This is a genomic window from Demequina capsici, from assembly GCF_032102965.1.
GTDB classification, from domain to species: domain Bacteria; phylum Actinomycetota; class Actinomycetes; order Actinomycetales; family Demequinaceae; genus Demequina; species Demequina capsici.
The window spans coordinates 532,012-552,337 of the sequence record NZ_CP134880.1 but is presented as its reverse complement, the minus strand read 5'-3'; the positions used below and the strand labels follow the sequence as shown (position 1 = coordinate 552,337).

14 protein-coding genes and 1 tRNA gene are annotated in these 20,326 nt (G+C 71.5%); 4 read left to right on the top strand and 11 right to left on the bottom strand.

Features of this window, described 5'->3' with window-relative positions; genetic code table 11:
• Positions 1 to 5: 5 nt before the first annotated feature.
• From RN607_RS02650 to RN607_RS02620, 7 genes are all read right to left on the bottom strand, one after another.
• On the bottom strand, positions 6 to 740 hold the full coding sequence (locus RN607_RS02650) for an SDR family NAD(P)-dependent oxidoreductase (protein WP_313544158.1): 735 nt from the start codon (positions 738 to 740) through the stop codon (positions 6 to 8).
• A gap of 121 nt (positions 741 to 861) precedes the next feature.
• Positions 862 to 1,236: a GntR family transcriptional regulator gene (locus tag RN607_RS02645; RefSeq protein WP_313544156.1), complete on the bottom strand. Its 375-nt coding sequence runs from the start codon at positions 1,234 to 1,236 to the stop codon at positions 862 to 864.
• A complete protein-coding gene (locus tag RN607_RS02640) occupies positions 1,220 to 2,215 on the bottom strand; it encodes a DUF1648 domain-containing protein (RefSeq protein ID WP_313544154.1) in 996 nt (331 codons plus the stop codon). Before RN607_RS02640 ends, RN607_RS02645 begins: the two co-directional genes overlap by 17 nt.
• A 46-nt stretch (positions 2,216 to 2,261) precedes the next feature.
• On the bottom strand, positions 2,262 to 3,608 hold the full coding sequence (locus RN607_RS02635) for an O-antigen ligase family protein (protein WP_313544153.1): 1,347 nt from the start codon (positions 3,606 to 3,608) through the stop codon (positions 2,262 to 2,264).
• Between the two features lie 160 nt (positions 3,609 to 3,768).
• Positions 3,769 to 6,102, bottom strand: a complete 2,334-nt coding sequence (locus tag RN607_RS02630) for an AAA family ATPase (RefSeq protein WP_313544151.1) — start codon at positions 6,100 to 6,102, stop codon at positions 3,769 to 3,771.
• Positions 6,103 to 6,322: 220 nt separating this feature from the next.
• Positions 6,323 to 6,395: transfer RNA gene (locus tag RN607_RS02625), tRNA-Ala, on the bottom strand.
• Positions 6,396 to 6,579: 184 nt separating this feature from the next.
• The gene (locus RN607_RS02620) at positions 6,580 to 7,617 is read right to left on the bottom strand and encodes an FKBP-type peptidyl-prolyl cis-trans isomerase (RefSeq protein WP_313544149.1); all 1,038 of its coding nucleotides are present in this window, start codon (positions 7,615 to 7,617) and stop codon (positions 6,580 to 6,582) included.
• A gap of 288 nt (positions 7,618 to 7,905) precedes the next feature.
• Here RN607_RS02620 and RN607_RS02615 point away from each other — a divergent pair, with 288 nt between their 5' ends.
• Together RN607_RS02615 and RN607_RS02610 are read left to right on the top strand one after the other, a co-directional pair.
• Positions 7,906 to 10,140 carry a glycoside hydrolase domain-containing protein gene (locus tag RN607_RS02615; protein ID WP_313544147.1) on the top strand — a complete coding sequence of 745 codons (2,235 nt, stop codon included), beginning with the start codon at positions 7,906 to 7,908 and terminating at the stop codon, positions 10,138 to 10,140.
• A 19-nt stretch (positions 10,141 to 10,159) separates the two neighbouring features.
• Positions 10,160 to 11,482, top strand: coding sequence for a glycosyltransferase (locus RN607_RS02610; RefSeq protein ID WP_313544145.1), 1,323 nt, complete (start codon positions 10,160 to 10,162; stop codon positions 11,480 to 11,482).
• Positions 11,483 to 11,564: 82 nt separating this feature from the next.
• Here the strand turns inward: RN607_RS02610 and RN607_RS02605 are convergent, their stop codons facing one another.
• Genes RN607_RS02605 through RN607_RS02595 form a run of 3 tightly spaced genes read right to left on the bottom strand, consistent with a single transcriptional unit; the run spans position 11,565 to position 14,473 of the window.
• Positions 11,565 to 12,617 (bottom strand): hypothetical protein, encoded by a 1,053-nt coding sequence (locus RN607_RS02605; protein WP_313544142.1) that lies wholly within the window; start codon positions 12,615 to 12,617, stop codon positions 11,565 to 11,567.
• Positions 12,618 to 12,669: 52 nt separating this feature from the next.
• Positions 12,670 to 13,251, bottom strand: coding sequence for a GNAT family N-acetyltransferase (locus RN607_RS02600; protein ID WP_313499625.1), 582 nt, complete (start codon positions 13,249 to 13,251; stop codon positions 12,670 to 12,672).
• Between the two features lies 1 nt (position 13,252).
• Positions 13,253 to 14,473 (bottom strand): molybdopterin molybdotransferase MoeA, encoded by a 1,221-nt coding sequence (locus tag RN607_RS02595; RefSeq protein WP_313499623.1) that lies wholly within the window; start codon positions 14,471 to 14,473, stop codon positions 13,253 to 13,255.
• A 110-nt stretch (positions 14,474 to 14,583) separates the two neighbouring features.
• Here RN607_RS02595 and RN607_RS02590 point away from each other — a divergent pair, with 110 nt between their 5' ends.
• A complete protein-coding gene (locus tag RN607_RS02590; RefSeq protein ID WP_313499621.1) occupies positions 14,584 to 15,213 on the top strand; it encodes a 5-formyltetrahydrofolate cyclo-ligase in 630 nt (209 codons plus the stop codon).
• A 60-nt stretch (positions 15,214 to 15,273) separates the two neighbouring features.
• A complete protein-coding gene (locus tag RN607_RS02585) occupies positions 15,274 to 15,480 on the top strand; it encodes an FmdB family zinc ribbon protein (protein ID WP_313499619.1) in 207 nt (68 codons plus the stop codon).
• 46 nt (positions 15,481 to 15,526) lie between these two features.
• Here RN607_RS02585 and RN607_RS02580 read toward each other — a convergent pair whose 3' ends face one another.
• On the bottom strand, positions 15,527 to 20,068 hold the full coding sequence (locus RN607_RS02580; protein ID WP_313544140.1) for a PDDEXK-like endonuclease domain-containing protein: 4,542 nt from the start codon (positions 20,066 to 20,068) through the stop codon (positions 15,527 to 15,529).
• Between the last annotated feature and the right edge of the window lie 258 nt (positions 20,069 to 20,326).

The window sequence follows — 20,326 nt, the reverse complement described above, 5'->3', positions numbered from 1 at the left end:
CCGCCTCACAGCTCGCGGTGCACCACCTGGGCGGACACCTGCGCGCGCGGCATGATCAGCATGGAGTCGATGTTCACGTGCGACGGCCGCGAGGCGACCCAGGCGATCGCCTCGGCGATGTCCTGCGCGACCAGCGGCGTCATGCCTTCGTAGACCTTGTCCGCCCGCTCCTGGTCGCCCTCGAAGCGCACCACCGAGAACTCCGTCTCCACCAGCCCGGGGTCGATCTCGGACACCCGGATCGGCTGACCCTTCATCTCGAGCCGGAGGACTCTCGTCAGCGCCTTCACGGCGTGCTTGGCGGCGTTGTAGCCGGCACCGCCGGGGTAGGGCTCGAGCGCGGCGATCGAGCCGAGGGTCACCACCTGGCCGTCGCCCGACGCGATCAGCTTGGGGAGCAGGCCGCGGACGGTGCGCACGGTGCCCATGACGTTCACATCGAACATGCGCAGCCACTCGTCGTCGTCGGCCTCCGCGACGGAGGTGGTGCCGAACGCGCCGCCTGCGTTCGCGACGAGCAGGCTGACGACCGGGATGGCGTCGCAGAAGGCCTCGACCGAGGCGGGGTCCGTGACGTCGAGCGCGAGCGCGGTGCCGCCGATCTCTGCGGCGAGGGCCTCGAGACGGTCGAGGCGGCGGGCGCCGAGCACCACGTTCCATCCGTCGGCCGCGAGCTGGCGGGCGGTGGCCTCACCGATGCCGCTCGAGGCTCCGGTGACGACGGCGGTGCGCTGGGTCATGGGTCAGGTCTCCTCAGGTGTCAGTTGCCGACTCCGACCCGCTCGAACGGTGCGTTCGCCGCGGCGGGACGCAGGCGTCGGCGGCGTGGTCGTTCCGTTGCTGATCGTAGGGGACGACGTGTTACGTCGAGGTGTCGCCAGGCGAGCCGGGATCGTGCGCGCGCAGCAGGGCCACGACGGCGTCCACCTCCAGGCCGAGCTCGCGCGCACGGGCCATCAGCGCGGCGACCTCGTCGCTGAGATGCTCATACGCCGCCGCGCGCTCGGTGATGATGGCGCCGCGCCCACGCCGCATCTCCACGAGGCCCTCATCGCGCAGCGCCTGGTACGCGCGCAGGACGGTGTGGAGGTTGACGTCGAGGGCCTCGGCCACGTCTCGAGCGGACGGGAGGCGGTCGCCAGGCGCCAGGCGTCCGGCGGCGGTCTCCGCGCGGACGGACGCGGCGATCTGGTCGTACAGGGGCGCGTCGGAGGCGGGGTCAGTCCTGATCAGCATGCGACCCTGCCTCGGAGGCGGCAGCGAGCACGGCCGCGATCGTGGCTGCGTCGTCGATGGTCACGACGAGGCGGCGACCGCCCCGTCGGGTCACCTGCAGCGCTGAGCCGTTGCGCAGGACGATGCCGGTGGCGCCGGGGACGACGCGCACGCCCCATCCGCCGAACTGTGCCAGCCCGCTGACGTCGATGACGGAGACCTCAGCGATATCGGCCGCCGGCACCCTGAAGCGCGGGATGCCGACGTGGGAGCGCACCACCAGCCCGCTGAGGTCGGCACGGACGGTGAAGCTGGTGGTCGCGCCGGCGAGCACGGCGATCAGCGCCGCCACGCCGGTGAGGATCAGGGCGGGGGCGGGATCGCCGGCCATCCACATCCACACCGCGCCGGCGCTGAGGGCGAGAGCCACGCCCACGAGGATCGCGAGGAGCCCGCCTCCGGCCTCGGCGCGGCCCACCCAGGCGACGCGCTCCCCGGGGGCGACGATCAGGGGGTCGACGCGTCGTTCGCTGGGCTGGATCAGCTCCTGGCGCGGCTGGGACGCCCACCCGACGAGCCCCGCGAGGATGGCGGCGGCGTAGGAGGCGATCACGATCGGGCCGATGCCCGGGGCCGACCCCTCGTCCATCCCGCGCTGCACGAGGAGCGATCCGGTGGACAGGGTGACGATGAGGGCGGCGAATCCGAGCCCGATCGCGGGCATGAGCCGCAGCATGGGGCTGCGTTCTCCGCGCCGCATGGCCGGTATCGAGAAGACGGTCATGAGCGCGGGGATGCCGAGCCCGGCGACCAGCGTGAGGAAGGTGAACGTCCATGGCGAGCCGAACCCGTCGGGCCCCTGCGGACCCCAATGCGTGACGACGCGGGCAGGCAGCTGGTCGCGGCTGGCGATCTGTAGGGCGACGCCCACGGCGACGAGCACGGCTGGGGCGACGATGCCGACCTGGATCGCTCGGGCGACGGTGCGGTCCTGCGTCATCGCGCGTCTCCCCTCTCGCTTGGATGTTATAGAAGAACTATAACAACTAGCGGAGCTCGTCGGCGTCCGTCCTCCCTGGGGTGCCACGATGCACGAGCGACTCGTCGACCAGCGTCAGCCTGAAGACCTGGGGCGCGGACAGATAGAGCACCACCACCAGGAACCACCCGCCCTCGACGAGCATCCGCGACTCGGTGAGCGACTGCAGCACCAGCGCGACCGTCAGCAGCGTCCAGCCGAGCGGGATGTAGGTGTCGCCCTTGTCGGCGCGCTCCACGAGGCGCCAGGACGCGCCGAACATCAGCACCACGATCGCGACGAGCAGCGCCAGGCCCACCAGCCCCAGCTGGAGCCATGCGTCGAGGAACGCGTTGTGCGCGTGGGTGGCGAGCACGCCTGCGCGATCCGCCATCCCCTTGTACGGCTCCTCCCACACGGGCCAGTAGCCGACATACCCCCAGCCCTCGGGGCGCAGCTCCGCGGCCTGGATGACCTGCTTCCAGATCTCGGTGCGGTTGGTCAGATCGGAGCCGCGATCCACCAGGCCGAAGATCTCGTCGCGGTACTTGATGGTGAGCACGGCAGCGATCGCCGACAACGCCAGCACGACGCGCGAGATCGCCTTCTTGCCGCCCGGCGGCGCACGGCGGATCCAGAACGCCGCCAGCGTGATGCCGAACAGGTACAGCGCGGTCACCGTGACCGTGGCGGACATCGTCAGCAGGTGGACCGCGCCGGCCGCGATCAGGGTCGCGACCACGTCGACCCTGCCGACGAGCCGCTCGAGCAGGACGATCACGCCCGTGATCGCGGTCAGCAGCGCCACGAGGCCGAAGGGGTTGCGATTGCCCACCCAGCCCTGAATCGGGCCGCCATGGAACAGCAGCCCGTCCGACCAGGTGATGGTGTCGCCGGAGACGTTCTTGTCATGGGTGAGCGACGTCAGGTCGTGCATCGGCGGGTAGACCGGCCCACGCACCACGATCGCGGCCCACAGCTCGAGCGCGATCCCCAGGAGCAGCGAGATCTGGAAGCCGCGGTAGAGCAGCACCATGAAGCGCCGGTTGCCGGTGCCCCGCACGGTCACGACCCCCACGAACGTGGTGGCGATCATCACGATGACCGCCAACGATGTCACCGCGCGCGTGGCGGACCACAGCACGCTCGCGGCCGCGAGCCCCACGAACGCGCCCAACGGCAGCGGGAGCCTCACGCTCGCCCACGTGGGCCGGAAGCTGAGGGCGATCGCGGCGATGGTGAGGACGCAGACGACCGTGTACAGCGGCAGGCCGCCCAGGTACCGGAAGCCCTGACCCGAGGTCAGCAGGACGATGATCCAGACGGTCAGCCCGTCGCGCACCCCACGGCTGGAGAGCCGGTCACGCCATCCCACGCGATCGTCTCCCGTTCTCGATAGGTCCGCTCTGCTGCCGGGCGAGCGTCATCGACCGGCACCCCTCAGGCACAGTGTGCCTCAGCGCGAACGCGCGGACCGGCCCAAGCGTCCCCGGAGCGCGCGCTTTGCAACCGAACCGTGATGCAACGCCCGCGCCTCACACGCCCCGGCGTGGCCCGTCGAGCCAGGCCAGGAAGTCCTCGGCGGCGATCACCGGCTTGCCCCACTCGGCCGCCTTGCGCGCCTTGCCGGACTGCGTGCCGCGTTCCGCGACCACCAGCACGTCCGTCCTGGTCTTCGTCACCGTGTCCACCGGCACGAGCCCGGCGTCGGCTGCGAGCCTCCTCATGCGGTCGCGATCGATCACGCCCCGTGAAGCCGAGACCACCGTCCCTGTGAAGCACACCCGCGCACCCGCCGCGAGCACCGAGTCGGCGGACACCGGGCCGTCGAGCACGAGCCCCGCCGGCAGCACCTCCACGCCGAAGTGCGTCTCCGCGGCCCGGATCCGCGCGAGCGCCTGCTCGTCCTTGTCGATCACCCGGTCCCATGCGCGGCACAGCAGCGAGGCCAGGACGACGCTCGGGTCGTCCTCGGCGGACAGGTTCCCGCCCACGACGAAGCCTCCCGCGACGCCGCCCGAATCCGGGCCCGTCACCCGCGCCTGCAGGTACCCGCTTCCGCGAGGCCACGCCGCGAAGGGCACGCCCCCCTCGAGCGTCCCGTAGGACTCGGAGAGCCAGCGCTCGCCCGCGTCCCTGAGCGCACGCGCGCGCTCGAGCGCGGTGGGTGCCCCCTGCCGCTCCGCGTCGTCCCTGCGCAGAGCACCGCGAGGGAGCTCAACGCCGAGCGCCATCGGCTCGACGACGCCGTTGCGCTTCAGCTCGAAGTCGATCCAGCCGAGCGTCCTGTCGATGTCGACACCCACCGGCACCCGTCCCGCCAGCAACGGCGACAGGCACGCCCAGGCCTCGGCGAGCACGGGCGCGAGCTGCACGTCCCGAGTCGTGAGGCCGAACTCCGTCTGCGCCTCGTAGAGGTCGCTCGTGGGGTTCACCACCGTGGTCGCCTCGTCACCCTCGTCCGTGACCACCGCGATCTCGACCGGCCGCGGCCGGTACCGGTCACCCACCTGGCCCACGGTGAGGGCGCTCAGGTACACGCGACCGAGCGGAGCGTCGTCCCTGCTTCCCGTGCGCGACGCGGTGAGGAACCGTCGGATCCTCGTATCCGTCTTCAGGTCGCGAGGCAGCACGTCACGTCGCAGCACCAGGCCGTGCAGCGACGTGCACCGGCTGAGCGCGACGTACAGCTGCCCGTTCGCGAACGTTCCGCCGGTGAGGTCCACCACCACCCTGTCGAGCGTCTGCCCCTGGGCCTTGTGGATGGTGATGGCCCACGCGAGCTTCATGGGCAGCTGGGTGAAGGTGCCGACCACCTCGCGACCCACCGTCCCGCCCCGCGCCACCGGTCGCGTGATCTCCCAGGTGTGCGGCCGCACGTGCACCGTGACTCCCTCACGCAGCCCCACCCGCACCACCGGCCCGTCACGGTCGCGGTCGAGTCCCACCACACGGCCCAGCGTGCCGTTCGCCCACCTGTCCAACGGATCGTTGTTGAGGAGCATCACCTGTGCTCCCTCCGCGAGGTCCAGGTGCTCGTCCGTCGGATGCTCGAAACCGTCCGTGTCGCCGGACACGTCCGCCCGGTACGTGCGCACAGGGGCAGGGAGCCTGTCCAGCATGTGACGGTTGCGTGAGGCGACGATGCGGTTCGTCGTCGCGAGCGTCAGCCACAGCTCATCCTCGGGCGGCTCGAAGCCGGGATCCGTCCGGGCGTTCAGCGCGTCCCTCGCATCGTCCAGGAGAACGCCCTCACGGACCGCGTTGAGGATGTCCACGAGACCCGAGTCGCCGATCTGGCGGAACACCGTGGTGAGCTCCACCACGGCGAACCTGTCCGCGTCGAACGACCGCGCGGAGAAGAAGTACGGCGTGCCGAAGCGCTCATCGAACAGGTCGACCTCGTCGTCCCTCACCACCGGCGGGAGCTGGTGAAGGTCGCCGACGAGCACCAGCTGCACCCCACCGAAGGGCTCACCGTGCGCAGGGCCGAATCTCTCGAGCGCGGCCGCGAGCGCGTCGAACAGGTCCGCCCGCACCATCGACGCCTCGTCGATGATCAGCGTGTCCAGCTCCGCCAGGGTCTGAGCGAAGCGACCGGGGAAGTAGCCGGGACCACGCACCGTCTCCTCGGTCACGCCCATGGGGAAGGAGAAGAGCCGATGGATCGTGTAGCCGTCGACGTTCAACGCCGCGATGCCCGTGGGAGCGACGGTGATGGCGCGGCGGCCCGTCGTCGCGAGGAAGTGCCGGATCAGCGTCGACTTGCCCGTCCCCGCGCGGCCCGTGAGGAACATGCTGGCGCCCGAGTCCAGGAGGTCGAGCGCGCGCTCGAAGTCCTCGGTGAGCGTGAGCGGCGGCGCCGTCACCGCGCGACCTCCTGGCTCGACACCGCGCGCATCCCATCCACGCAGACAGTCTGAACCACTCGCGCCCGCGACACGCCGCGGCGCGTCCGCGGATCGTGCGGCGCATCGGGGTGTCGCACCCCGGATCGGTGCGTACGGTCGGCGGTGGCCGGAGAGGGCCGCGGACGACGGGCATGGGTAACAAGAAAGGACCCCGCCACCAGGCGAGGTCCTTCAGAAGTGGAGCTGAGGGGATTCGAACCCCTGACCTTCTCATTGCGAACGAGACGCGCTACCAACTGCGCCACAGCCCCATCGCCCCTTGCGGAGCGGATAACAGGATAGCACCGCCCGGGAGTGCAAGTCACACCGATGCGGCGGCGCACGCAGCACGGCCGAGCGACGTGGCCGCCGCCTCACCCCAGGCAGTCGAATCCTGCGCCGGGTGCACGAGGGCCCGGGAGGCGGTCACCTCCCGGGCCCTCGCATCACGGCGGGTTACTGCGCGTCGAGCACGTCGATCACGAACACGAGCGTGGCGTCGGCGGGGATCGTGGTGCCCGAGCCGTCCGAGCCGTAGGCCAGGTCCGGCGGGACGATCAGCATGACCTGCGAGCCGACCTGCACGCCCGTCAGACCGTCGACCCAGCCCTGGATCAGCGAGTCGGCGCTCAAGGTGAACGACGAGGCGTAGCCGCGGTCCCAGGACGAGTCGAACTGGGTGCCGTCCCACAGCCAACCGGTGTACTGGACGGTCAGCGTCTGACCCTCCGCGACGGCGGCGCCGTCACCCTGGATCAGGGTCTGGACCACGAGGTCCGTGGGCTCGGACGTGGCCGTGCTCATGTCGATGGTCGGCGCGCCGTTGTCCGCCAGCGTGACCGTGGGCAGGCCCGCGAGCGGCTCGATCGAGGTGCCGGTCGCGCGCAGCGGGGTGGTCTTCTCGACAGTCACGGCCATGATCAGCGAGTCGCCGGTGGACGAGTCGATCGTGCCGTACAGCACCTGGGCGCCGACGTGAGCGCCGTTGAGGATGTCGTAGAGCACCGGGTCGAGCGCGCTGGACGACACGGTCAACAGCTCCGTGTAGTTGTCGTCGTACGTCGAGTAGTACAGGGCCGGCTCCGTCGACGTCGCGGATGCGGAGGCCGAGGCCGAGGCCGACGGGGATGCGGACGCGGACGCGGAGTCGCTCGCGGAGGACGCGGACGGGACATCGTAGATGACGTACGACACGGAGACTCCGGTGCCGTCAGCGATCGCCTCTCCGTCGCCGTCCTTGTTGAGCACCGCGCCGGTGGCGGTGAAGGCGTAGGTGCCGCCGTCGTCGAACGTCAGCACCGGCACGCCGTCCGAGCCGTCGGTCCAGGTGACCGTCTCGAGAGCGGCCACGGTGGCTGCCGTGGCTGCGGCGGTGTCGGTGGACGCCGAGGTGGATGCTGAAGGGTCCGAGCTGGTGTCGCTCGAGCAGGCGGCCAGGCCGAGCGCGGCCGTCGCGAGGATCGCCGCGGCTGCGGCAGGACGTCGGAAGTTCACGTGTGTTCTCCGTGGGTTTGCGGGTGGCGTCGGGCCTGTCACTGCGACGCACGCGCTCCAGACCGGGTTCCAGCGTACGCGCAGCATGACCTGCCTCTGGACAGACGATGCCATGTCAATCTCCGAGATTCCTCAGAGAAAGGTCACGGCACGGCATCGAAGCCAGGAGAACCGTTTCATGCCGGACACGGCGCTGAAACACCCTCACAACACATTCCCTTTACCGTTCTTTTGAAGACTCGCGGTGATGCAGCCGCAAGGCGGCACGCCCGGAAGGGAGGTGAGCAGATGCTCGAGCACGTCGACCCGTTCATCGGGACCGAGGTGACGGACCTGCCCGTGCCCTCCGGCCTCGCCGCCACCTGGTGGTGGCCCAAGCCTCAGGTGGGCAACACCCACCCGGGCGCGTGCCACCCCCTCGGCATGGTGAGCGCGTGCGCATACTCGGGCGCGTACCCCACCGGGTACGGGCTGTACGACCTGTCGACCGAAGGCGTCCCCGAGACGATCCATGACGCCTACGTCGCCTCAGGCTTCACGCACTTCCAGCAGTCGGGCACAGGCGCCATCCGCAAGTACTACAACTACTTCCGCGTCACGCCGATGCTCGAGCCGCTCGACTCGTTGGGGCGCACCTTCGCGCTCACCGAGGAGGAGGCCTCGCCCGGCTACTACGCGGCCACCCTCGACAACGGCGTGCGCGTCGAGATCACCGTCGGACCCAAGTCCGCCGTGCACCGCTACACCTTCCCGCAGCACAAGGACGCGCGCGTCGTCGTCGACATGTCCATGGGCGGGCTGACCATCCCCTACTCGGCGACCATCCCGCTGCGGGCCTACCTCGAGTCGCTCGCTCCCGGACGCGCTCAGGGCCAGATCGTCGTCGAAGGCGCGCCGCTGTCCGTGTACCTGGAGTGCGACGCCCCGTCGTGGCGCCAGATGCTCTGGTACGACCGCCGCCTCATGCCCGCTGGCGCGCGCCTGGACCTGGACCACATCCGACCCACCACCCTGCGCCCGTTCGGGCTCATGTGGGCCGGGCCGTCCATGGCGGGACAGACCGTGGAGCTCCGCATGGGGTTCTCCCTGCGCGGCGTCGAGCAGGCGCGTGAGAACCTTCGCAAGGACTGCGGCACCGGCCAGGACCGCTTCGGCAAGCGCCTGTCCACCACCCGCTCCGCGTGGACCGACGTGCTGGACGGCATCCACATCGAGACCGAGTCCGCGCACCGCCGCGAGATCTTCTCCACGGCGCTCTACCACGCGCTCCTCAAGCCCTGCTTCGCACGCGACGAGTCGCCGTTCTGGCCCACCGACGGCCCGTTCGTGTTCGACATCTCCACGATGTGGGACATCTACCGCACCCAGCTCCCGCTGCTCACCGCGCTCCAGCCCGGCAAGGCGATCGACCTTGCCAACGCACTCCTCACGATCAGCGAGCAGGAGGGCAACCTGCCCATCGGGTATCGGATGGCACGCGGGTCCGATCGCTTCTCCCGGCAGGCGTCCGCGCTCGCGCACACGTTCCTCGCCGACCTCTGCCAGCTCGACATCCCCGGCATCGACTGGGACTGGGCGCTGGTCAACATGCAGGCGGACCTGCGACGCACGTACGGCGAGGACTACCTGCTCACCGGGGTCGCGCACCCGATCTCGCACACGCTCGACCTCGCCTTCGGCTACTGGTGCACCGCCAAGGTGGCCGCCAGGGTCGAGGACCCCGCGCTCGTCGCAGAGCTGACGGCGCTGTCCGACCGGTGGCGGGGCGCTTTCGGTCCCGACGGCCTGCTCCACGACTCCAACTTCTACGAGGGCACCAAGTACAACTACTCGTTCCGGATCCTTCACGACATGGCGGCACGCATCGCGGGCGCCGGAGGAGACGACGCCTATCTGGCGATGCTCGACGCGTTCTTCGGATTCGACGCCGCCCCCGTCACGCAGCCGGGCGTCGACCCGTCGCCCGAGGAGATGGACGCGGGCTACGCGCTCGGACGCTTCGAGGGCCTCAACAACGAGCCCGACATGGAGGCCCCCTGGTCGTACCACTACATCGGCAGGCCGGACCGGACCGCCCAGGTGGTCCACGACATCGTCCACCAGCAGTTCGGGCGGGGACGCGGAGGCCTTCCTGGCAACGACGACTCGGGGGGCCTCAGCTCCTGGTACGTGTGGGCGAGCCTGGGCCTGTTCCCGGTCGCTGGCCAGAGCATCTTCCTGCTGCACCCGCCGGCGTTCGCCGGCGCCACCATGGCGATGTCCCGCGGCCGACTCGTGATCGAGACCGAGGGATTCGTCGAGCCGGTCGCCGGCGGCCCCGCGCAGCATGTCCAGTCAGCCACCTTCGATGGAGTGCCCGTCCCCTCATGGATCGCCGCCGCGCGGCTCCACGGCGGCGGCACCCTGCGCTTCGTGCTCGGCCCTGAACCGAGCTCGTGGGGCACCGACGAGCGTCCGCCGTCGATGCCAGACCCTGTCGAGGCACCCGCCTCGACGTCCCCCGCGGCTCCTGCCAGCCCGTGATCCTTCCAAGGAGGCAGCCATGAACACCGAGATCAACCGACGCCTGGTCATCGTCGTCCGCGCCGACCCGGTGATCTGCGGCCACAGCGGCGAGGCGCGCAACCTCGCCGAGGTCGCGCTCACGCGAGGCTTCGACGACGTACGCATCGTCACATGGCCGCTGGACCGTCTCGAGGAGACGGGGCTGCCGCTCAAGCCGCTCGATACCGTCCTGCCCTACTCGCCCGGCATCACCGTCGAGCGCCCCGCACCCGTCGGCGGCTACAAGATCCCCGACGGCCGCTACCTGGCCGGCATGGTCGGCAGGCTCGTCGAGCTCTTCACCGACGGCGTGCCGACCGTGTGCCTGTCGCTGTACCTCCACCCGCACACGACCGCCGTCGCGCAGGCCGTGCGGATCGCCAGGGCCACCGGTCTGCCCATGAACGTCACGACGATCGCGGAGGCCGTCGGGTCCGACGTGACCGACGTGGTCCGCTCCGCAGTGGAGCATGGCGAGTTCGGGGCGGCCGCAGCCGTGCTGAGCGACTACCTCAGCCAGGACATGTGCGTCGCCGTGTCCCGCTACACCAAGCAGGTCATCGTCGAGTCGGCGGCCGAGCTCGACGCGCTGTACGGCACCGGGTTCGCCGCGCAGTGCCAGGAGCGCGTGTCGATCTCCTACCCCGCGATCGACACGTCCGCATATCTTGACCTCGACCCCGTTGTCACCGACCGGTACCTGGAGGCGCGCGGGCTCACGCGCGGAAGGTACGTGCTGTACCTGTCGCGCCTGCAGAAGGCCAAGGGCGTCGACGACCTGATCCGTGGTTTCGCGGCCTCCGAGGCATGCCGCGAGCAGCAGCTCGTGATCGCAGGGCGTGGACCGGACCTGGACCACTTCAGGGCGATCGCCGAGCGTTCCGGGGCCCGCTCCCGGATCCACTTCCTGGAGGACGTGGGCGACGAGGAGAAGCCGCATCTCATGGCCGCATGCTCGTCGTACGCGCTGCCGTCCAAGCCGGCTCCCGAGTTCACCGAGACCTTCGGGATCGCGCTCGTCGAGAAGATGCTCGCCGGCGGCGGACCGGTGATCACTTGCGACACGGGCGGCATCCTCGAGGCGGTCGGCGACACGGCCGTCGTGGTGCCGGCCGGGGACGCCTCCGCGCTCACCGTGGCGCTGAACGCCTGCACGGGCGGGATGGACGACGCCGACCGCGAGTGGTGGCAGACCCGCGCGCGCGAGCACGCCATGCAGTTCGATCGCGTGAACGTCTTCGACAACCTGTTCGCGGGCCTCCTCGACCCGGTCCGCTCGACGGAGCTCACCGCGAACGTGCGCCGAGTCAGGGCCGCCTAGCAGGAGCTCGCAGAGACGAAGGAAGCGCCGGCGCCCTCAGGGCGTCGGCGCTTCGTCGTGGGAGCGTCCGCTGCGGTGCGGGTCAGGCGGACTCGCGGCGGCGCGCCAGGATCTGCTCCAGCGAGCCGGTCGCCGACCGCTCCTTCTGGACCTCGGCCCGGCCGTACCGCTCGTCCGCCCAGCGCTCGGCGACAGCCGCGGCACGTGTGTAGTCGTCGTCGTCGAGAGGACGTGCCTGGCGCTGCCGCACCGTGGGCTTGAGGGTGTACGCGGGCGCGGGGATCGCCGCCGGGCTCCAACCCGAGTCGTCCCCGTCGCTGAACGCGTCGCCGTCGATGATCGAGCTCGCCTGCGGGATGGCACCGGTGACGATCTTCTCGATCGCGCCGCTGCGGGGTGCGACCGGGACCGCGCCGGTCTTGGGGGCGGGAGCGGCGAGAGGCGCGAGGTTCTCGGTGGTGACCACCTTGATCGCCTGGGTCTCGAGGTCCGACGGCAGGCTCTCGCGCCCCTGGGCGCGGTCACGGCTGACACGACGCAGCGCCTGCGTGGCGGTCGCAGCCGCCTCCACCTCGCGCGCGACCGCGAGGACGTGAGCGTCGGCACGTCGCTGGGCGTGCGCGGCGCGAGCACCGGCCACCACGAGACCCGCGAAACCGGCCGAGACGAGCGCGGCGACCACAGCGGGGAAGCCGGTGGCGAGCACGAGCACCCAGCCTGTCACGGTGAGCGCGGCCGCAGCCGACGCGATGCGCGAGCGGCGACGTGCCTGCGCCCGACGCTCCGCGAGCAGGGCGAACCGGTCGCGACGCAGCGCGATGCGCTCACGCTGCGCGAGGGTGGCGGCACGGTCCAGCGGGGTGGCGGGACGTGACAGATGCGACGATCCGAGCGCGACGACCGAGGCTCGCGCCTCACCCGTCACGAGCAGAGGGACCTCGCCGGAGCTGGAGCCTGAGGCGACGCGACTGGTCTCGACCCTGGCTGCGGTGGCCTTGACGACCCGCATGTCGGCGGAGAACCGATCCTCGGTCCGCACCAGGGCGTACTCGGCACGCTCACGCGCGCGCTGCGGGATCACATAGGCGATCACCATCGCGAGCGCGACGATCGTGAGGAGTCCTACAGCCGGCATGAGACGACGGTAGAGCCGGCGGACCCTGGGTGCCGGGAGGAGCGTCGGCGTGTCAGGACTGGGACCGCGACCACGTGTGCCACGGCCGCGGTTCCTGCGAGGTGAGGGCGAACACACGGTGGTCCCGCCACGCCCCGTCGATGTACAGGTAGCTGCGTCTCAGGCCCTCGTCGCGGAAGCCCACCTTGCGCGCCACCCGGATGCTCGGGACGTTGTCGGGCCGCATCGCGATCTCCAGCCGGTGAAGCCCCTGGGCGTACGCGTAGTCCGCCGCGAGCGTGACGGCGCGCGGCGCGATGCCCTCCCCTGCACGATGCTCCGACACCCAGTAGCCGATCGATCCTCCGCACTCCGGACCCCACGTGATGCCCGTCACGCTGACGCGTCCCACGAGGTTCCCGTCGATCTCGATCGCCATCGGATACGCCGTGGACCGACGCCACTCGCGCGCCTCCCGGCGCACCATCTCGCCGAACGTCATCATGCGGGTGGTCTGGCCCGGAGGCGCCGTGGCCTCCCATGGGCGCAGCCACTCCCTGTTGCGGTCCCTGAGCGCGATCCACTCCCGCTCGTCGCGCCGACGCAGCCGTCGGAGCACGATGCCGTCGCGGAACAGCCTCAGCTCCGTGGCCACGTCATCGCTCCCACGGATGGCACTCGACGAGCGCCTCGCGCCCCAGCGCGGTCGCGTGCTCGGCCACGAGCAGCAGCGCGTCGGACGACGCGATGTCGGCGAGGGTCACGTTCGCGGGGTCGCCGATCGGCTCGGCCCACGGCACGTCGCCGTTCGGGACGAGGCGCACCGGCACCGCCTGCGCGACGCCGACAGGCGACTCCACGGGGGCCGCGAGACGCGCCCGCACGGTCCGCGCGGAGCCGTCGCGACCGCTCATCGTGAGAAGTGCCTGCTTGACGTAGGACTGGAACGCGACCGCCGCTGCGACGGGCCGGCCCGGGAGCGCGATCACCGGCACCCGCCGGTCGCCGCCAGCATCCACGAACCCGAATCCGTGCCTGGTTCCGGGACGCAGCGCCAGCTCCACCACCTCGATCTCGCCGCGCTGCGCGAGCACCTCCGGAAGAGTCTCCTCGCGTCCGCCCGACAGTCCGCCCGTGGTGATGAGCACGTCGGCGCGCACCAGCTGATCCTCGATCGCGGCGGCGAGCTCCATACGGTCGTCAGGCACGGGGCCCACCCGGAACGCGTGCGCGCCCGTGTCGCGCGCCATCATCGCGAGCATGTGCCCGTTGGACTCGGCCACCCCACCACGAGACGCACCAGGGTCCACCAGCTCCGACCCGACCGCGATCACGACCACCCGAGGCGTCGGATGGACGAGCAGCCTGGGACGCCCCAGCGCCGCGGCCACCGCCAGCTGACGAGGTCCGATCCTCGTACCGGCCGGCACAAGGACGCGTCCTGTCTGCAGCTCGGAACCTGCGGCGCGCACGTGCGCGCCCGGCTCGAACGGAGCTGCCACGACAACGCGAGCCACCCCGCCATCGGTCATGGCCGCGGGGACGACGGTGTCGGCACCTTCGGGCAGGGGGGCCCCGGAGGCGAGGCGCGCGGCTGTGCGGCTAATGTGGCGCCGCGGAATCCGCGCCTCCACGCTCACGTCGTGGGACACGATCAACGTCACGGGCTCCGAAGGGGAGGCATCCCGCACGTCCTCGGCCCGGATCGCGTAGCCGTCGCAGTCCGCGACCGCGTACGCCGGCACCGGCCGCTCCGCCACCAGATCCTCGGCGAGCGTCGCGCCCGCAGCGTCGGCGATCAGCACGCTCAGGTCCGGGATCGACGTCAGGGACTGCGATACCGCCCTGCGATGCTCGGTGAGGCTCCTGACGGTCATGGGTGCATTGTCCCTGCCACGCGGGACGCGGCGCAACGTGCCCACAGCGTTCACAGCACCGGGACCCACGCGTCACAAAGCGGTAACCCGGATGTGCCACGATGGACCGCATGACGCAGATGTCCTCCCATTCGTCGAGCCCGCTCGAGCCGGAGGATGCGAAGGTCGCGCTTCGCGCGGCCCTTCGCAAGGTCCGCCTGCAGCGGTCCGAGCGGCGCATCGCGGAGCACGCGGACGCGCTCCGCGACCAGGTGCTCGCCATCCCCACCGTCGGCGGCGCCTCCTGCGTGTCCGTCTACGCCTCACGGCCTCATGAGCCCGGCACGGGTCCGCTGATCCAGGCGCTCCATGAGCATGGCGTGAAGGTGATGATCCCGCTGCTGGGCGACGGCCTGCAGCGGGGCTGGGCCTGGTACCGCGGCGCGGAGGACCTGATCGAGAGGGCTCCCGGCCGGCCGCCGGAGCCGTCGGGCGACTTCCTGCCGTTCGAGACGATCTCGCAGGCCGACGTGGTGGTGGTCCCTGCGCTCGCGATCGACTCGGCCGGCAGACGGCTGGGCCAGGGCGGCGGCTGGTACGACAGGGCGCTCCCGCTCGCGGCCGAAGGCGTGCCGTTCATCGCGCTGGTGTACGACAACGAGGTGTTCGACGCCGAGCAGAGCCCCGTTCCCACGGAGGCGCACGACATCGGCGTGCATGCCGTGGTCACGCCGTCGAAGGTCATGCACCTCCCCGCCTGACCTTCATCCGTATACCCCATGGGGTACTTTGGCCTGTGCGCGCGGGCTACACTACCCTCCATGCCTACGTACAGCTATGCGTGCACCGTGTGCGGCCACCGCTTCGACGCGGTGCAGTCCATCCACGCCGCCGCGCTCACCGAGTGCCCCGAGTGCCGGGGCGAGCTGCGCAAGGTGATCGGCGGCAACGTGGGGATCACCTTCAAGGGATCCGGCTTCTACCGCACAGACTCGCGCGCCGGCGCAGGCTCCAGCACGTCGGAGTGACGTCGCCTCACGGCGGCGCGCCACGCCCATGACCCGTCCCGCCGGATCACCAGTGCGGAGGCTTGTCCCGGCGGATCTCGTCGTCCCGGCTGCTGCCTGACCGCGAACCTCCCCAGCCCTCGTCCTCGTCCTCCCACGCCCGCGTGGGGATCAGCGGACGCTCCGCGCCCCGCGCCACCTGCGGCGCAGGCACGCCCGAAGGTGCTGTCGGCTCATCGGTCGAGCGCTCCGGCTCCGGTTCGGGCTCCTCGTCCGCCGACTCCTCGGCGGACGCGGTCGACCCGGCGGATGCGGTCGACTCGGCGGATGCGGTCGACTCGGCGGACGACGCCGACGGTGCGGACGGTGCGGACGAAGGCGACGGTGCCGATGAGGGCGACGCAGGCGAGCCCGCGGACACGGCTGACAGGGCCGACGTGGGCAGCGCCACCGCGAGCTTGGGGACGCCGAAGCCCATCATCGGCGCCGGCTTACGGACAGGCTCAGGCTCAGGCTCAGGCTCGGGCTCAGGCTCAGGCTCAGGCTCGGGCTCCGGCTCGGGCTCCGGCTCGGGCTCGGGCTCAGGCTCCGACTCCGGCTCGACCGCCTGAGCCTCGCCCTCCACCGCGGCCGCGCCGACGAGTGCGCCGATGCCGAGCGTCAGTGCAGGAGCCTCCTGGGCAGGCTCCGGTCCGGGCTCGCCGTTCGCCGCCTCCTCGCCCGCCTCGCCCGCCTCGCCCGCCTCGTCCGCCTCGTCCGCTGCCGCAGCCACCTCCGGGCGCTCCTCCTGTCGGAGCTCGGCGGTGATGCCGGTGGGCGGGGTGCCGTCCAGCGGGGACGGCTCGTCGGGTGCGACGAGCGCCACTCGCTCAACGTCGAAGTCGAACACCTGCTGACCCGGGAGGTCTCCCTCGTCGTCGGCCAAGGGCAGCGGCTCGTCGGCCTGGTGGTGGTACGGCGAGAGCGGCGACGGGGCGATGTGCGGAAGCGAGATCGACGAGGTGACGGCAGGGGCCTCGGTCACCGCGAGCGCGTCCACCACGTGGTTCGCCGCTGCCTCGGGATCCATGAACACGTCGAGCGTCCACACCGGCAGCACTGTCCAGCCGAGCGCCTCGAGCCGGGTCCGCTGCCAACGAACCCTGTCCCGAAGGCTCGACGACAGTCCGAGCGACGCCTCGTCGGTGACGATCGCCAGCCGGTAGCCGTCATCGTCGCCGCGACCGACCACCATCGCGATGGCCTCGGAGCCGGAGCCGTAGCGAAGCCGCACCTGGCAACCCTTGCGACGCAGCCTGGAGGCGATGTCGGCCAGCAACCAGTCCGTCGGCGCGGGCTCAGGACGCTCCGGAGGCACCACAGGGCCGGCGGCCGCGTCGAGCAGGTCGCACAGCATGCCCACGCCGTTGCCCGTCTCCGAGCGTGCCCCGATCTCGGCGAGCTGACCCGGGGTCAACGCCGTGAAGACCCAGGTGCGCTCGCGTCCGGCCACCAGCGCCTGGGCGAGCGCATGCGCTCCCCACTCCTCGCTGAGCACGCCTGCGCGGCGTGGGATCTCTCCGCGCCCGTCGCGTGCCCACCCCCACGTGAGCACCAGGTCGTCCACGGTGAAGCCGGCTGCGTCCCCGAGGGCGACCACCGGCACCTGCGACGCGAGCACGGCGTCCCTCTCCGCGAGCGCTTCGCGAACCCTGAGCGCGTGAAGGTCGTTGCCCGCGACCACCAGCACCGACCGGTCGGGGTCCTCGACGGCGGCCCGGACAAGGTGCTCGACGACCGTGGTCACCTCGGCGTGCGTGGTCTCGACATCATGGATCCCCGCGACGGGCGTCCCGACGGCGTCGAGGAGCTGCACTGCCAGCGACTCCGGCTCGCCCGCAGCCGGCAGGCCGGACAGCGTGCGCCCGTACACCGCCGACTGCAGCACCCCGGTGACGCGGGGATCACGCGGCTGCGGCAGTGCGGGAAGGGTGACCTGCGGGAGGAGGTCGGCCAGGGCCGACACGGCGGACCGCGTCGCCGCGTGGGCGTCGCCCAGCACGACGACCTGCTTGGCGCGCGCGATCGCCGGCACCAGCTCCGCCAGGGCGAGCGACTCGCCCGCCACGATCACCAGGACGTCGAGCACGCGCTCGGGCGGCATGAGCCGCGACACCTGCTCGGCACGGATCAGGCTCACCGGCCTCAGGGCGGACACCAGCGGCTGGAAGTCGCGCCACAGCTCACGGTACGTCGCCTCGGACCCCTCGACGAGCAGCGCGAACAGGTCGCGCGCCATCTCGGGGTGACGGGCGATGGCCGCCCGCCTGCGCTCGGCGGCGGCGCGCATCAGCGGCTGCACCCTGGAGGACGAGAATGCGCGGTCCCGCTCCTCGAAGTCATGCACCGCATCCGCGAGCGCGCCGTACTGGGTGAGGCGAGGGTCCGCCTGGACGATCGCCTCGAATGCGGCGGCCCACCACGCGAACTCCAGGTCCGTACGGACCTGCGCAGGGTCGGCCTCCCGCTCGGACAGGCTCGCGAGGAGCGGACCGAGGCCGGACTCCTCGAGATCCACGCCGAGCGGAGTCTCATCCACCTGCTCGATCGCAGCCGTGAGGCCACCTGCGAGCCGCTCGAGCGCGGACGTCATGCGCTCCCACGAGGCCGACGGGAGGTCCTCCTCTCCGCTGACCTTCGCGACCGCGTCGGCCAGGACCGCCCACGCCTCGCCCGCGGCGTCGAGCCGGGTGCCGAACAGGTCGTAGTCGTCGGGGACGACAGGCCAGCCTCCCGCGGAGCAATGCGCACGCCACCGGATCGAGACGTCGTGCGCGGTCACGAGCTGCTCGTGCAGCCGCTCCTTGCCACGGCCAGGACGCAGCAGCTCGATGGCTCGACGCATCATGGCCTTGCGCTCACGGCGCGGCAGTCGCACGTGACGAGCCGAGCCGTCCGGCGCTGTGGCGGCCACGAGGTCGTGCAGGGAGCGGTGGAAGACCGCCGGAGAGAACACCTCGAGGGTGTCACGCACGTCCTCGAAGAGCCGCACCTGGTCCGCCCAGGTCGTGAGGTCAGGAGCCTCATCGACCCCTGTCTCGTGCGCCGCAGCAGCTGCCTCGAGCCGCATCTTGGGCAGATGCCGAGTCAGCAGCGCGGTCAGCGCGTCATCGAGCCGCGCACCCTGCTCAGGCGAGTCGACGACGTCTCGCCACCACGCGTCCCTCGCAGCGACAGTCGGCGTGGCGGCGGTGACCGGCGCGTCTCCGCCGTCGACCTCGGCGTCCGCCGTCAGGTGACGGTGCACCGCGTGCGCGACGGCGGCGAAGCCGCGCTCCGCGACAAGCAGGCCGGCATCGGGGCCCAGGCGCACCTGCGTGCCCGGCTGGGGCTGGCCGGTGGTGAGACGCACCAACGCCTGCACGGCCTCGAAGGCGCTGACGCCCCAAGGCCTGTGGACACGGTGCAGCGCATCGAACCGTGCATGCAGCCGGTAGCGGGCGGTGAGCAGCTCCTCACCTTGGCTGCGCAGCTTGTCGTCGTCGACCGTGGGCGAGCCGAGCGTGATCGCCTGGAGCAGGCGGGCGCGCGCCTCCGTGTTGGCGGCCTCGACCGAGGCGTCGATCGCGAGGTCCCCCACGCCGAGCTCGACCATGCGGGAGTGGACGTCGTGAACCGCGTCCTCCTGACCCGCGACGATGCCGACGGTGCGCCCCGACGCGGCACCGTCCGCCGCGATCGCCGCCGCCATCGTCAACGTGTCCGCCCCAGGAGGCGACTGCAGGAAGACGTGCCTTCCGGTGGCGATCAGGTCGAGCGCCGCGAACTGGGCGTCGTCCAGGTCGCCCAGGCCACGCTCCGCGAACGGGTCCCTGTCGCCCACCGGGAAGGCGGGCAGCGGCAGGGCGAGGCTGCCGGTGGCGTCCATGTCTCCCGACGCGGCCACGAGCACGTCGCTCGCGGAGATCACGGGGTCCAGGTCGTCGAGGTCGTCGAGCAGGCGCTGCTCAGGATCGTCGAACACACCCAGCACCAGGCGCTCCGGGGCCTCGAGGGACTCGCCGAAGAGGTCGGTGCGCTCGCTGATCGCCTCCCACAGCGGGCGCGGGTCGAACGCCCTGCCGGAGGACACGAGCGGCAGCGTCCTGGCGACCGTCTCCTCGTCGCCGCGGGCGCGCAGCTCGGCGGCGAACACGGGGTTGACGCGCGCCTCGTCGTGAAGCGTGAGCACCACGTCGCGGTCACGGCCGGGCTCGAGGCTGACGGCGCGCAGCAGCAACGGCATCTCGCGACGATGGTCGTCCTCGTCCCACGCGACGGTGCCGATCGCGAGCGCGACGGTCCATGCGCCGGTCGCGCCGTGCACCCGTACCGCCTCGTCGAGCATCCAGCGGGCGCGCAGCAGCGCCTGGTCGCGGGCGTCGCCGTCGCGGATCAGCTGGGTGATCGGGGTGGGTCGACCGGCGAAGAGCGGCGCGAGTCCCGCGGGGTGCGCAGGGCGCAGGTCGACGATGCGGTCGGCGGATCCGGCGAGGTCCCGAAGCGCCGACTCGGCCGAGTGCTGGCGCAGCTGGCCGCGCCATTCTCGGAGCGCGTCGGCCACGAGGGCCCTGCCGATGTAGTCCGTCACGCCCCCAGCGTAGGAAGTACGGGGCCGATGCGCGTCCCGCCACGCCGCCCTGTGACCCATAGCACAGGTGAATGCGCTGGCACCAGGCACGATTCACGGGGCCAGGATCTGGACGGTGCGCGCCCACTTGTACAGCCGACGCGCACCGTCGTGGTCGATTCTGGCGCTCCGGTCGGCGCGCCGTCAATTCTCGGCCAGCAAACGCGGCGAGGGGCCCGGCCGGTGCGGCCGAGCCCCTCGCTGCGGGCGCCCTGTGGA